The sequence below is a fragment of the Flagellimonas algicida genome, from assembly GCF_049629585.1.
Lineage (GTDB): Bacteria > Bacteroidota > Bacteroidia > Flavobacteriales > Flavobacteriaceae > Flagellimonas.
Genome location: NZ_JBMYIX010000002.1, coordinates 226,639 through 240,284 on the forward strand (window position 1 = coordinate 226,639; position 13,646 = coordinate 240,284).

Annotated in this window: 12 protein-coding genes; 5 read left to right on the forward strand and 7 right to left on the reverse strand. The window is 44.2% G+C overall.

The features are described from left to right. Positions 1-37: 37 nt before the first annotated feature. Complete coding sequence (gene dxs, locus ACPD8L_RS09825) at positions 38-1,816, forward strand: 1-deoxy-D-xylulose-5-phosphate synthase (protein ID WP_423943175.1); 1,779 nt, start codon at positions 38-40, stop codon at positions 1,814-1,816. Further along, a complete protein-coding gene (locus ACPD8L_RS09830) occupies positions 1,807-2,865 on the forward strand; it encodes a DUF3078 domain-containing protein (protein WP_423943177.1) in 1,059 nt (352 codons plus the stop codon). Before dxs ends, ACPD8L_RS09830 begins: the two co-directional genes overlap by 10 nt. Here ACPD8L_RS09830 and dgt read toward each other — a convergent pair. Beyond that, positions 2,862-4,220, reverse strand: a complete 1,359-nt coding sequence (dgt, locus tag ACPD8L_RS09835) for a dGTP triphosphohydrolase (protein ID WP_423943178.1) — start codon at positions 4,218-4,220, stop codon at positions 2,862-2,864. The genes ACPD8L_RS09830 and dgt overlap by 4 nt on opposite strands. 326 nt (positions 4,221-4,546) lie before the next feature. Here dgt and ACPD8L_RS09840 point away from each other — a divergent pair, with 326 nt between their 5' ends. From ACPD8L_RS09840 to ACPD8L_RS09850, 3 genes are all read left to right on the forward strand, one after another. After that, positions 4,547-5,761 carry a porin gene (locus tag ACPD8L_RS09840; RefSeq protein WP_423943180.1) on the forward strand — a complete coding sequence of 405 codons (1,215 nt, stop codon included), beginning with the start codon at positions 4,547-4,549 and terminating at the stop codon, positions 5,759-5,761. A 76-nt stretch (positions 5,762-5,837) separates the two neighbouring features. Continuing rightward, positions 5,838-8,135, forward strand: a complete 2,298-nt coding sequence (locus ACPD8L_RS09845) for an inorganic phosphate transporter (RefSeq protein ID WP_423943182.1) — start codon at positions 5,838-5,840, stop codon at positions 8,133-8,135. A gap of 54 nt (positions 8,136-8,189) precedes the next feature. Continuing rightward, positions 8,190-8,915, forward strand: coding sequence for a DUF6503 family protein (locus ACPD8L_RS09850; protein ID WP_423943184.1), 726 nt, complete (start codon positions 8,190-8,192; stop codon positions 8,913-8,915). A gap of 6 nt (positions 8,916-8,921) precedes the next feature. Here the strand turns inward: ACPD8L_RS09850 and nadD are convergent, their stop codons facing one another. The 6 genes from nadD to ACPD8L_RS09880 form a co-directional block, all read right to left on the reverse strand. Beyond that, positions 8,922-9,506, reverse strand: a complete 585-nt coding sequence (nadD, locus tag ACPD8L_RS09855) for a nicotinate (nicotinamide) nucleotide adenylyltransferase (RefSeq protein ID WP_116216850.1) — start codon at positions 9,504-9,506, stop codon at positions 8,922-8,924. Positions 9,507-9,509: 3 nt separating this feature from the next. Next, positions 9,510-10,109, reverse strand: a complete 600-nt coding sequence (gene gmk / locus ACPD8L_RS09860; RefSeq protein ID WP_423943186.1) for a guanylate kinase — start codon at positions 10,107-10,109, stop codon at positions 9,510-9,512. After that, positions 10,106-10,963 (reverse strand): YicC/YloC family endoribonuclease, encoded by an 858-nt coding sequence (locus ACPD8L_RS09865; protein WP_293303525.1) that lies wholly within the window; start codon positions 10,961-10,963, stop codon positions 10,106-10,108. Before ACPD8L_RS09865 ends, gmk begins: the two co-directional genes overlap by 4 nt. Before the next feature lie 81 nt (positions 10,964-11,044). Next, a complete protein-coding gene (locus ACPD8L_RS09870) occupies positions 11,045-11,797 on the reverse strand; it encodes a 3-keto-disaccharide hydrolase (RefSeq protein WP_423943858.1) in 753 nt (250 codons plus the stop codon). A 4-nt stretch (positions 11,798-11,801) separates the two neighbouring features. Next, positions 11,802-12,545, reverse strand: a complete 744-nt coding sequence (locus ACPD8L_RS09875; RefSeq protein ID WP_423943187.1) for a 3-keto-disaccharide hydrolase — start codon at positions 12,543-12,545, stop codon at positions 11,802-11,804. Beyond that, positions 12,542-13,594: a sugar phosphate isomerase/epimerase family protein gene (locus ACPD8L_RS09880; protein ID WP_116216846.1), complete on the reverse strand. Its 1,053-nt coding sequence runs from the start codon at positions 13,592-13,594 to the stop codon at positions 12,542-12,544. Before ACPD8L_RS09880 ends, ACPD8L_RS09875 begins: the two co-directional genes overlap by 4 nt. Positions 13,595-13,646: the final 52 nt, after the last annotated feature.

The following is a 13,646-nucleotide window of genomic DNA, read 5'->3' on the forward strand; positions in this document are numbered from 1 at the left end:
AATTTTACCTATTATAGGTACTTTTGTTTTTTATTCGTTGGAAACGCTTTTAACACATATCAATTCCCCGGCAGACCTTAAAAAACTGCCTTTGGATAAACTACCCAAACTCGCCCAAGAGCTTCGGGAATTTATTATTGATATTGTTTCTACAAAAGAAGGCCATTTGGGGGCCAGCTTGGGAGTTGTGGAACTCACCATAGCCCTCCATTATGTTTTTGATACTCCAACAGATAAGCTTATATGGGACGTGGGCCATCAAGCCTATGGCCACAAAATATTGACCGGTAGAAAGGAAATTTTCGAAACCAACAGACAACTTGGTGGAATAAGCGGATTTCCCAAACGTAGTGAAAGCCCATATGATGATTTTGGCACCGGACATAGCTCTACGGCGATATCGGCCATTTTGGGAATGGCCATGGCCTCCAAACTAAGTGGGGAAAACTCCAAACAGCACATTGCCGTGGTGGGCGATGCCTCCATAGCCAGCGGCATGGCCTTTGAAGGATTGAACCATCTTGGGGTCACCAATGTAAATGCCCTCATCATCCTAAATGACAATGCCATAGGCATAGACCCCAGTGTAGGGGCCCTAAAAAAATACCTCACCAACGTGAAAGCCGGTACGGCCAAGGATGAAAATATTTTTGAATGTTTGAACCTTGATTATTCCGGTCCATTGGATGGACATGATGTAAAACGCCTTGTGGAAGAATTGCAGCGCCTAAAGGAAGTGGATGGCCCCAAACTCCTTCATATCATTACCACCAAAGGAAAAGGCTTAAAAAAAGCGGAAGAAGATCAGGTGGTTTACCATGCCCCCGGAAAATTCGATAAAGTTACCGGGGAACGCCTCAAGAAACCCCAAGAGGCCCAACCCCCGAAATACCAGGAAGTATTTGGGCATACCTTGGTGGAATTGGCCCAAAAAAACAAGAATATAGTGGGCATCACGCCTGCCATGCCCACAGGAAGTTCCCTTAAATACATGATGGAGCAAATACCCGATCGGGCATTTGATGTGGGCATCGCGGAGCAACATGCAGTGACCTTGGCCGCCGGGATGGCCGCACAAGGGCTTATCCCATTTTGCAATATCTATTCCACCTTTTTGCAACGTGCCTATGATCAGGTCATCCATGATGTGGCCCTCCAGAACCTCCCGGTCATTTTTTGCTTGGATAGAGCTGGACTGGTAGGTCAGGACGGTCCCACGCACCATGGTGTGTTTGATATTGCATACTTAAGATGCATTCCCAATCTTACCTTATTTGCCCCCATGAACGAAATGGAACTTAGGAACATCATGTACACGGCCCAATTGGGCATGGATGGACCCATCGCCATTCGATACCCCCGGGGACAAGGTGTAACCATTGACTGGAAAAATGAATTGGAACCCACTCCATGGGGAACAGGGCGTTGCCTCAAGGAAGGGTCAAAAATAGCCGTCCTTACCGTGGGTCATATTGGAAATGAAATTTCCCGGTTATTGCAAACACTTGACCAAACCGATGCCATTGGCCATTACGATATGCGTTTTGTAAAGCCCTTGGACCAAAAACTGTTGCGCACCATTTTTAAGACGTATGATCATATCATTACGCTCGAGGATGGTTGCGAGATAGGTGGGTTTGGTTCCGCGGTACTGGAGTTTGCCAATGCAGAACAATATGTGAAACCTGTTACAATTTTTGGCATTCCAGATAGGTTTGTTGGTCATGGAACAATTCCGCAGACGCATAAACTGGCTGGCATAGATTTTGAAACCATTCATTCTTTTATACAATCAACCTTAGACCAATGCGAATAATCTGTTGTTTACTCCTCTTCCTAGCCGTCTCCTTTTCCGCCAATGCCCAGATCAATCGTTTAAAAGTTTTTGAACCCGACAGTACCGAGACCGGCTTTCGGGTGGTACGGATAAAGGATGTCAAACTCAAGTACCTCACCCGTAGTGCAAAACTGACCGACCCAAGAACGGTGCTTAATCGGGTAAAACCCATTAAAAGGTGGTACAAACGCTTTGTACCCCATTCCTTTTGGGATAAAAAGAATGCATTTGGCCTTAATATCAATGAAGTTTCCTTTGTAAATTGGAATGCTGGGGGTGACAATTCCGTATCTGCCTTGGCCAGTGCCGACTTTGAACGAAATTACAAATTCCGGTACCTGAACTGGAAAAATGAGGTGAAACTACGGTACGGCCTCAACGCCCAAGAAGGGAGGAAACTGCGAAAAACGGACGATCAAATACGATTATCCTCTACCATAGGTTTTAGAAAAGACACCATCACCAACTGGTACTATTCGGTAAAAGCGAATTTCAACACCCAGTTTTCCAACGGTTTTAAATATCCCGACCGGGAAAACCCGATTTCCAGATTTATGGCTCCCGGTTATCTTTTTGTCGGTATTGGTACCTCCTATATTCCCCAAAATGAAAAATTCAACCTCTACATTTCTCCCGCTACCTTGAAATCTACCTTTGTTTTGGATGAAACTTTGTCCAACCAAGGTGCATTTGGGGTGGATGAGGGAGAAAATGTATTTCTGGAACTTGGTTTCCTCGTTACCAACACCTGGGAAAAGGAAATCCTTAAAAATGTGTTGATGAACCATCGCATCAACCTTTATACGGATTATGTAAGGAGTTTTGGCAACGTGGATGTGGATTGGGAAATGACCTTCAACCTAAAAGTCAATGAATATATGAACGCCATGATCGGCACCCATGTGATTTTTGATGATGACATTAAGTTTGACGAAGTGGTAGCTGAAGATGGTACGATAACCGATCCGGGAATATCCAAAATACAGTTTAAGCAGATTTTAGGGGTAGGCCTTAGATACGCCTTCTAAATTTTCCGGCCGGTCAACTTATCATGGATGTGTACCGCCGCACTATCCGATAGACTGGCCACAAAACAGCTGGTGTCCAATAAAATCTTGTATACAGAGGCATCCGTGTTTCTGTAATTTTCAGGCAAGCTCTTGATCAATAATCCATCATAATTGTTGGCACGGTCTTCCTTTTTTCGGATCAAGGCCGTAGTATACATGTCCAATAGGTCCGCAATGATTCGATACCCTGCCAATTCCTTATCGATCACATGGGCAGATTGGTAGATTTTTTCAACACTCAACTTTAGAATATCATCTATTTGTGCTTTGTACTTCCCCTTGTCCAAAAGTGCTGCGCCAAAATCTCCCTTTAAAATGGTTTCCTCGTTGTTCACAAAGACTTCGACGGCATCGCTGATCAAGGTGTTTATGGTCATGGCCCTCAAATAGCTCAACCGGTCACTGGAGCTGGTCATGGCCCCATATTTTTTGGTGTTGATGTTGTCCTTCACCAACTTGATCAAATATTCCAACGCATATTCCTCTGAAATCAAACCCAAATTGATACCATCCTCAAAATCGATGATGGTATAGCAGATGTCATCCGCCGCCTCCACTAGATAGGTCAAAGGGTGACGGTAATAGCCCATTTCCGGATTATGGGGATTGGGAACAAGTCCAATTTCGTTCACCACTTCCATGAAAAAATCCTTTTCGGATTGAAAAAAGCCAAATTTCTTGTCCGCTATATGCCGAGAGGGCTTTTTGGGCAACGAAGCTTTGGGGTACTTCATAAAAGCTCCCAAGGTGGCATAACTGAGTCGCAACCCACCCGGCACACCGTCCCTGGATTCGGTCAACAGTTTAAATCCATTGGCGTTCCCTTCAAAATCAATCAGGTCTTGGTATTCCACCTCGGAAAGAACCTCTTTATATTTTCTCCCATTCCCCTGCGCAAAATAATTTCCAATGGCCTTTTCCCCGCTATGCCCAAAAGGAGGATTTCCTATGTCATGGGCCAAGGCCGCCGCGGCAACAATAGCACCAAAATCATTAAACTGATACCCATGCACTTCCGATAGAAACGGATATTTGGAGAGGATCTTCTGTCCTGCTATTCGCCCCAGACTTCTCCCCACCACAGAAACCTCCAAACTATGGGTAAGCCTCGTATGCACAAAGTCTTTGTTGGAACCTACACTAATGGGCATGGGAACCACTTGGGTCTTGTCCTGAAGACTTCGGAATGCCGAGGAGAAAATAATGCGGTCGTAATCCACTTCGAACCCTAAACGGGTCTCGTTTTGCTCTTTTCGCAATCGTTTATGGGTATCGCCGTGGCGCCGTAGTGAGAGTAATTGTTCCCAGTTCATATTGGTGCAATATACGCTGAACCTTGGGTACGTTCCAAGAAAAACCTTGTCCCGTATTGCCCTTTAGACTCACAAAAGTTTAATGATTCCTTAATTTTTACATTACACTAAAGACATCCCATTAGGGCATTTTTGTCAGATTACAGCATTACAGCTAAGGTTTTCGTTACGGATATTAGTTTTTGTCGACTATTCTTCGAAATCCTAGGGCTACCTTTTCAATAAGGTAGCCTTTTTTATTCACCTCCTATCTTTAATATAACATACAGAAAACATTAACTTAACATTGGGTGCTGTTCTTTGCAGCGACAAAAACTAGTACTGTAATGAATATCAAAAAGTTAGCCCTAACAGGGTCTTTCTTTATTTTCTTATGCACCCATTTTTCCCACTCACAAGATTTAAGTTCATCAACTTTTGGTAAAGGAGTATTGAACATTGTTGGCAAGGATAGCACTTGGAGCTCCAAAGTTGGGGCAAGAATGCAACTTCTGGCCATTGCCAATTGGGAAAATAGTGAAACTGATGGGTTACAAAACCCAGAACAGAATTTCTTGGTGCGTAGGGCCAGATTAAAATTTGATGGGTTTGTATACACGCCAAAGCTTCGATATAAAATTGAATTGGGGCTCTCCAACCGCGATATTTCAGGAGGCTCCCAATTTACGGGAAACACGCCCAGATATATCTTTGATGCCGTAGTGAAATGGAACTTTTATGAGAATTTCGAACTGTGGTTTGGGCAGACCAAACTCCCCGGGAACATAGAGCGTGTTATTTCTTCCGGAGACCTCCAACAGGTAGATCGCTCCTTGCTCAATTCTAAGTTCAACATTGATCGGGATATGGGGTTCCAACTAAGGCATTATTTCAACTTGGGAAAACAGGCTTTGATTAGGGAAAAGTTCGCCTTCTCCCAAGGGGAGGGGAGAAATGTTACCGCAGGCAACCTTGGAGGACATCAGTATACCTCCCGTCTGGAATTCCTTCCCTTTGGAAAATTCCAGTCCAAAGGTGATTATAAAGGGGCCGATCTGGCACGGGAAGAAACCCCTAAATTGATGGTAGGCGCTACATACGACCTCAACAAAGATGCCGTAAAGACCCGGAGCAACATAGGTACATACATGTTCACCGATACCGGTTTCCATGAAACGGATATCTCCACTTTCTTTCTTGATTTTATGTTCAAGTACAAAGGATTCTCCCTCATGGGGGAATATGCCCACCGTGATGCGGATGACCCCATTGCCAAAAATTTGGATGGTACCGAAACCGGGGACGTTGTGCAAATTGGAAACGGATTGAACCTTCAAACTGGATATCTTCTTAAAAAGGACTGGGAACTATCCGCTAGGTTTACCAGCATAAAATTAGACGAAAACGTTACCGGAAAAAATCCAGCGAAACAGTATACACTCGGACTTTCAAAATATATTGTAGGCCATAAACTAAAACTGCAAACTGATCTTAGTTATCTAACTGTTGATCAAGGAACTGATGAGTTAATGTTCCGGTTACAGTTGGATGTTCACCTGTAAAAGATAACCTTAACATAACTTAATCATAGGGCATTCTCTAGATATTTGAAAAATTTTTTGGACTTTTAATTACACTATGGATAGTATTTACTTTTTGATTATGGTCGCCTTGGCGGCCTTGGCCATAGCCGACCTTGTGGTTGGTGTCAGCAATGATGCGGTAAACTTTCTTAATTCGGCCATTGGTTCCAAGGCAATTTCCTTTAGGACCATTATGATCGTGGCCAGTATAGGTATTGCCTGTGGCGCTATTTTTTCCAGTGGTCTAATGGAGGTGGCCCGAAAGGGTATTTTTAATCCCGGGCAATTCTATTTTGATGAAATCATGTTCATTTTTATGGCTGTGATGATCACTGATATTCTGCTTCTTGACTTTTTCAACACCCTGGGCATGCCCACCTCTACAACGGTATCCATAGTCTTCAACCTTTTGGGTGCGGCCGTAGCCATGGCCTTGATCAAAATCGGGGCGCAAAATGGGAATTTCACGGATGTAATCAACTACATCAATACGGATAAGGCCATTGAAATTATTATAGGCATCCTTTCGTCCGTTGTCATTGCATTTACCATTGGGGCTTTGGTGCAATGGGTATCAAGACTTTTGCTATCCTATGATTTTCAGAAAAAACCCAAATGGACCGGAGCTATTTTTGGAGGTGTTGCTCTTTCGGCGATTACCTATTTTATCCTGATAAAAGGGATTAAAGGAACTCCCTTTGCCGACCAAACCTATGGTTTTATCAACGGCATGACCATCAAGGATTTTTTAGAGACCCAAGTGTACGGGGTCGTAGTGGTGAACTTCATGATCTGGGCCCTTATTTCCTACGTGCTCATCATGTTTGCCAATACCAATATCTATAAGTTGATCATTGGTGTTGGAACTTTTGCATTGGCATTGGCCTTTGCCGGAAACGACCTTGTCAATTTCATTGGAGTACCTATTGCTGCTTGGCAATCCTATGAAGCTTGGGTGGTTTCTGGAACCCCTGCTTCCGAATTTAGTATGGAAATCCTTGCTACAAAAGTGGAAACCCCTACGCTGCTTTTGTTCATATCCGGAATGATCATGGTGGCCACCCTTTGGTTTTCCAAAAAAGCACGTTATGTTGCCGACACGGAAATCAATCTCTCACGTGAAGGCGAGGCCAAGGAACGGTTTCAACCCAATTACTTGTCCAGAAGTCTTGTACGGTACTCCATTGCCGTATCTGAATGGATAACTTCCATAGTCCCTCCTTCAGTACAGGGCGCCATCGACAAAAGATTCAAAAAACCTGTAATCAACCTATCCAAGGATAAAGTGTTGCACTTACCTGCTTTTGATATGATCAGGGCATCTGTCAACTTGATGGTAGCAGGTATCCTGATTTCAGTGGCCACTTCCTATAAACTCCCCCTTTCCACCACCTACGTAACCTTTATGGTAGCTATGGGAACCTCTTTGGCCGATAGGGCTTGGGGGGCCGAAAGTGCCGTATACAGGGTAGCAGGGGTTCTTAATGTTATTGCCGGATGGTTCAGTACCGCCATTATAGCGTTCATTGCCGCAGGGACCATTCTAACGCTAATCAGTTTTGGTAAAGGTGCCGCAATTGCCATTCTTTTGTTTGCAGCAGTGCTTCTTTTGGTAAGAAACTATATCTCCTATAATAAGAAAACCAAGGAAATCAAGGTGGAAGACCGTTTGAGAAGAGCCGAAAGCAGCTCCATACAAGGTGTGATAGAGGAAAGTGCCGCCAACATTGCCAACGCCGTTAAGCGTAGTAACAGAATCTACTCCAACTCCATCAATGGATTGGCCAAACAAGATTTGAACTTCTTAAAGAAGAACAAAAAGCAGAGCAGCAAACTTTCTTCCGAGATTGAGGACCTCCGTGAACACACCTTCTACTTTATCAAGAACCTTGAGGAAGCCCATATTGGCGCCAGTAACTTTTACATCAATGCGATGGGCCATTTGACCGATATGTCCCAGTCCCTTGAATACATTGGAAAAGTGAGCTTTAACCATGTGTACAACAACCATAAAAAATTAAAGTACAACCAGATAAAGGAGCTCAAGGAAATCGACCAGAAACTACAGGAGATTTTTGACAGGACCCAAGAAACCTTCGAAAAGAAATCCTTTGACAAGATTGACGCCATCCTGAATTCCAAGCAAGAACTGTATGATCTGGTATTGCAAAAAATTGATCGTCAGGTCTCAAGAACCCGAACCGAGGAGTCCAGTCCAAAAAATACAACTCTGTATTTCTCCCTATTGTTGGAGACACGGGACCTAATGACCGCCATGATGGATCTTTTGGAGCAGTATTATCAAGAATACGACAGTTCCGTTCCTCCTGCCAAGATAGAACAGGAGCAGTAAGCAACAATATCATTGCATAAAGTACTATCTTGTACCTAAAATTTTAGGTACAAGATGGTCAAATATGCGTTTTTCACCTTCCTAATTACATGCGTAACGGTCCATGTTGGCAATTCCCAAAAACTGCCAACGGCCGATAAAGTACTTGAAAAGGCCATTGCCTTCCATGACCCCGATGACAACTGGAGCTATTTTGATGCCTCTTTTAAGGTGATTATGGAGTCCCCCAATGCACCGAAGCGTACCAGTACCATAAAAGCCGATTTTGTCAACCAAGAATTTGTGTTGGAGGTGGAGCAGGATGGCAACGCCTATTCCTATGACATGAGCAAGGACAATTGCTCAATAACCCTAAATGGCAACAAAGAGTTTTCAAAAGCAGATGCAGAGAAATTTAGGTTATCCTGCGAACGGGGCAGGACCATGAAAAATTACTATACCTATCTGTATGGGCTTCCCATGAAGCTAAAAGACCCTGGGACACTATTGGATGGAAAAGTGGAGGTAAAAACCTTTAAGGGCAAGGAATATCTTGTCTTAAAAGTTCGATATGATGAAAAAGTAGGCAGCGATACCTGGTATTTCTATTTTGACCCGAAGACCTATGCCATGGAAGTGTACCAATTTTACCATGATGAAAGCAAAAATGACGGGGAATACATCCTTTTGGAAGGGTTGGAAGAAATCAACGGGATACAAATGCCCAAGACACGGGCTTGGTATTTAAACAAGGATGACAAATATCTAGGAACGGATATTCTTTCCAAAGACTTACCCTAGGTTCTCCTAACGATAAAAGTTCATCTCGTCCATATATTTCCAGACGACATCGGGAAGTAATGGTCTTATATTTTTCCCATTTTTATGTTCCCTACGGATAAAAGTGGATGAAATTTCCATGATGGGGGCAGCCACCCGCACCACCTTGGGATGGTCCTTGAACTGCAGCTCCACCTCCCCTTCCGAAACGCGAGGATAGACATATAAGGAATACTGTTCCAAAATGGTTTCGTAGTTTTTCCATTTATGGAAACTTTTCAGGTTGTCCTCTCCCATGATCAGGGAAAACTGATGGTCTTCCCCATATCTTTCATCCAAATGCACCAAAGTGTTCACGGTATAGTTGGGCTGAGGCAGGTCAAACTCAATCTTGCTGGGTTTCAACTTGGGGTATTCCTGTACGGCCTCATATACCATTTGATACCGATGGTGGTCATCCAAAAGCGATTGCTTGGTCTTGAACGGACTTTGCGGGGTGATCACAAACCAAACCTCATTCAGATCGGAAAACTCCACCAGATGGTTGGCAATGACCAAATGACCTATATGAATGGGGTTGAATGTTCCAAAGAAGAGCCCTACCTTCTTCATAAGCTATTCCTCTTTTGCATCTGGAATCTTGGCCCCAACATATTCGGCAACCAATTCATGGGCTTCTTTAAGGGCCGTATCCAAATCATAATTCTTGATGATACGGTCAAACTGGGGAGCCGTGGCCAATTCAACCGAGGCCTTGGCCACCCGCATATTGATCTTATCCTCACTTTCCGTGCTACGCTTTTTAAGGCGAATCTTGAGCTCGTCCACACTGGGTGGCTTCACAAAAACGGCCAAAGTCTGTTCGGGGAATTTCTTTTTGATACGGAGCCCCCCGACCACATCAATATCAAAAATGACATTCTTGCCTTCGGCCCACAAACGTTCCACCTCACTCTTTAAGGTGCCGTAAAAATTATCGCGATACACTTCTTCCCACTCCAAAAAATCTTCTTCCTTGATATGCCTTTTGAACTCGGAAATGGACATGAAGTAATAATTTATCCCATGTTTTTCCTTACCCCTTCGCGGTCTGGAGGTGGCCGAAACCGAAAAAGCCAAGTTTAGTTCGGGTTGTTCCAACAAGTGTTTTACAATAGTTGTTTTCCCGCTTCCCGATGGGGCCGAAAAAATAATGAGTTTCCCTCCTTGCGTCATAATACATTCAGCATTTGTTCCTTGATTTTCTCCAGTTCATCCTTCATCTGCACCACCACTTGTTGCATGGGGGCATAATTGGCCTTGGAGCCAATGGTATTGATTTCCCTTCCTATTTCCTGGGAAATGAATCCCAGCTTCTTGCCATTGGAATCATCGGAGTTCAAGGTGGTTTCAAAATAATTCAAATGGTTGTCCAGACGCACCTTTTCCTCAGTAATGTCATATTTCTCCAAATAGTAGATGAGCTCCTGTTCAAAACGGTTCTCATCCACTTCCACTTGTAGATCCGATACGGCTCGTTCCAAACGCTCACGCACGCTGGCCAAACGTTCAGGGTCAAGGGATTTCACCTTATCCAACAAGGCTTTCAGGTTGGCCAAACGTTCCACAAAATCCTTTTCCAAAACCTTGCCTTCCTCATTTCTGAATTCGATTATTTTGGACAGGGCCTGGTCAAGGGCTTCCTTGATGGCTTTGTACTCTTCAACATCAATGTCGTTCTTGTCAGTTTTCAGGGTGTCCGGCATACGCAAGGCCAGTTCCAAGAGCTTTAAATCGTCACCCTGGGCAATCGCTGACAACTGTTCCATATAATTCCTGACCACCCCTTGGTTTACTTCGGCAGTGGTTTCTTCCCCAGTAATTTCCACATAAAGGCTTAGATCAACCTTTCCCCTGATCAGGACATCGGCTATCATCTTTCTGAACTCCAACTCTTTTTCCCGAAAGGTTTGGGGAATCCTAGCGTTGATATCCAAATTTTTACTGTTGAGCGATTTAAGCTCTACCGTAATTTTTTTTGATGGAAGCTGTACAACATGCTTTCCAAAGCCGGTCATGGATTGAATCATATGAAACGATAAATTTTGCCAAAGGTAACCAAAATAGGTATTGGCCCTTTAACTACTGCTTGTTGAAGATAGAGGGTAACTTTAGTCCAGCTCCCTTACCCAAATGTTCCTATAGCTTACCCTACTATTGTCTTGGTGGTCCTGCAACATCAATGGTCCCTTTCCATGTGGAGGGTTCTTGGGCCACCCAATGTACGGTGTGGTTCCCTTGATCTCTACATGATCTTGGATCAACACCCCATTTTGGATCACCGTGAGTATCCCCGATTTGGTTTTTTGCCCTTTTTCAAACTCCGGGGCATGGTAGATGATATCGTAGGTATTCCACTCCCCTGTTGGCACGGAGGCCATGGCCAGGGGCACATGCTGCTTATACACCGACCCCACCTGACCGTTCACGTAGGTATCATTGCCGTTGTTGTCCAGCACCTGTACTTCATACAAACCCGATAAAAAGATACCGCTATTGGCGCGGTTTTGTCCTTTTCCATTTACTTGGGCCGGCGACTTCCATTCAATGTGCAATTGGATGCTCCCAAAATTCTGTTGGGTCTGGATATTGCCTGTTTTGTCCTTTACGGTCATGCTCCCATCCTTGTTCAGCGTCCATTTTGCAGCAGTACTGTCCGTGGTGCTGATCCATCCGTCTAAATTGGAGCCATCAAAAAGAACAATGGCATCACTGGGTGGTGCACCATTACTTCCCGGCACCACTTTTGGAGGAACGGGTTCATAAACCTCGGTGGCTTCTGGTTGGGTGGGTTCTTTCTCTTGACCGAAGGCAAAAGCCCCAGTTAAGACGCACAGGGCCAAAAGGGCATTCTTGCTTGTCATCATATTATAGCTCCTTTATTTTAATATTTCTGAACGCCACAATATTTCCGTGATCTTGCAACCCAATCTTTCCGGTTTGATAGGCCCCGAAACCTTCCCATCCTTTAAATTTGGAATTGGCAACCATCTCATCCCATTCCGGACCATGTACCGGAAACTCCACAACCTTTTTACCATTAAGGACCACTTGTCCTTGATTGGTTTTATGGTTGATGGTCAATTCCACTAGATTCCATTCGCCTACAGGTTTTACTGTTTTTTCCGATACGGCAATCATATCGTACAAAGCTCCAGCTTGATGGGTAGTTCCATTTTTGCCATCAGGATGCCCTTCATTATCCAATACCTGAATTTCCGGACCTGTTGCATAAGGTGCTCCATATTTCTCGTCTTCAAATATTCCATAGAAAATTCCACTGTTCCCTCCTTCGGAAATTTTCCACTCCAAGGACAGTACAAAATTCGTATAGTCCTTATCTGTGACAATATCATACACCTCCCCTTTCTTTCTTTCCTTTGGTGGATAGTACACCATGGCGCCATCTTCCAGCTTCCAAGGTTCTCCTATCTCACCTCCGTTGTATAAATGCCATCCATCAAAGGAAGAGCCATCGAACAAAACCGTCCATGTGGGTTCTTGCTGTGTTTTCGTTACCTCTTGTGCAACTTCTTCGGTTGCATTCTCCTTGGGCTTTTCCTTGCAGGCAAACAATACTGCAAGTGCCATCAATACGATTGCTTTTTTCATATTCCTAATATTCTTTTAAGTTTTTCCGAATCCACTGCCGAGCCTGCAAAATCATCAAAGGTCTTGGTCGTGGCCTCAATAATATGATCTTGAATGAACTTGGCACCCTCACGTGCACCTTGTTCAGGGCTTTTTATGCAACACTCCCACTCCATGACGGCCCAAACATCGCAACCGTATTGGGTCAATTTGGAGAATATGGTCTTAAAATCGATTTGTCCATCACCCAAAGAGCGATATCTCCCAGCTCTATCTCCCCAATCATTGTAGCCACCAAAGGCCCCTTTCTTTCCTGTTGGGTTAAACTCAGAATCCTTTACGTGAAACGATTTTATAAACTCGTGATAATGGTCTATGTAAGCGATATAATCCAGTTGCTGCAACACAAAATGACTTGGATCGTAAAGAATATTGACCCTTTTATGGTTGCCTGTCGCCTCCAGAAAGCGCTCAAAGGTATCCCCATCATGCAAATCCTCCCCGGGGTGGATCTCATAGCATACGTCCACACCTTCCTCATCAAAATGGTTCAATATGGGCATCCAACGCTTGGCCAGTTCCTCAAATCCCATTTCCACCAAACCGGCCGGTCTTTGGGGCCAAGGGTGTGCTGTGTGCCAGAGCAATGCTCCCGAAAAGGTGGCATGGGCGTTCAATCCCAGTCTTCGGCTGGCCGTCGCTGCCTTTTTAACGGTCTCTATGGCCCATTGTGTCCGCTCCTTGGGTTTGCCCTTGAGGGCGTCCGGCGCAAAATTATCGAACATGATATCGTAAGCAGGGTGCACCGCCACCAATTGTCCCTGTAAATGGGTGGACAATTCGGTGATTTCCAATCCGTAGGAGTTTATCTTTCCTTTGAGTTCATCGCAATAATCCTGACTTTCGGCCGCTTTGTCCAAATCAATTAGAAAGGATTCCCATGTAGGAATCTGAATCCCTTTATATCCTAGACCCGAGGCCCATTCGCAAAGCCCATCCAAAGAATTGAACGGTGGCTGACTGTCCACAAATTGTGCTAAAAAAACAGCCGGTCCTTTAATTGTTTTCATTTAAGTTGAGTTTTTGGAATTTATAAATCCATTCATTTTTAGGATTTATCCT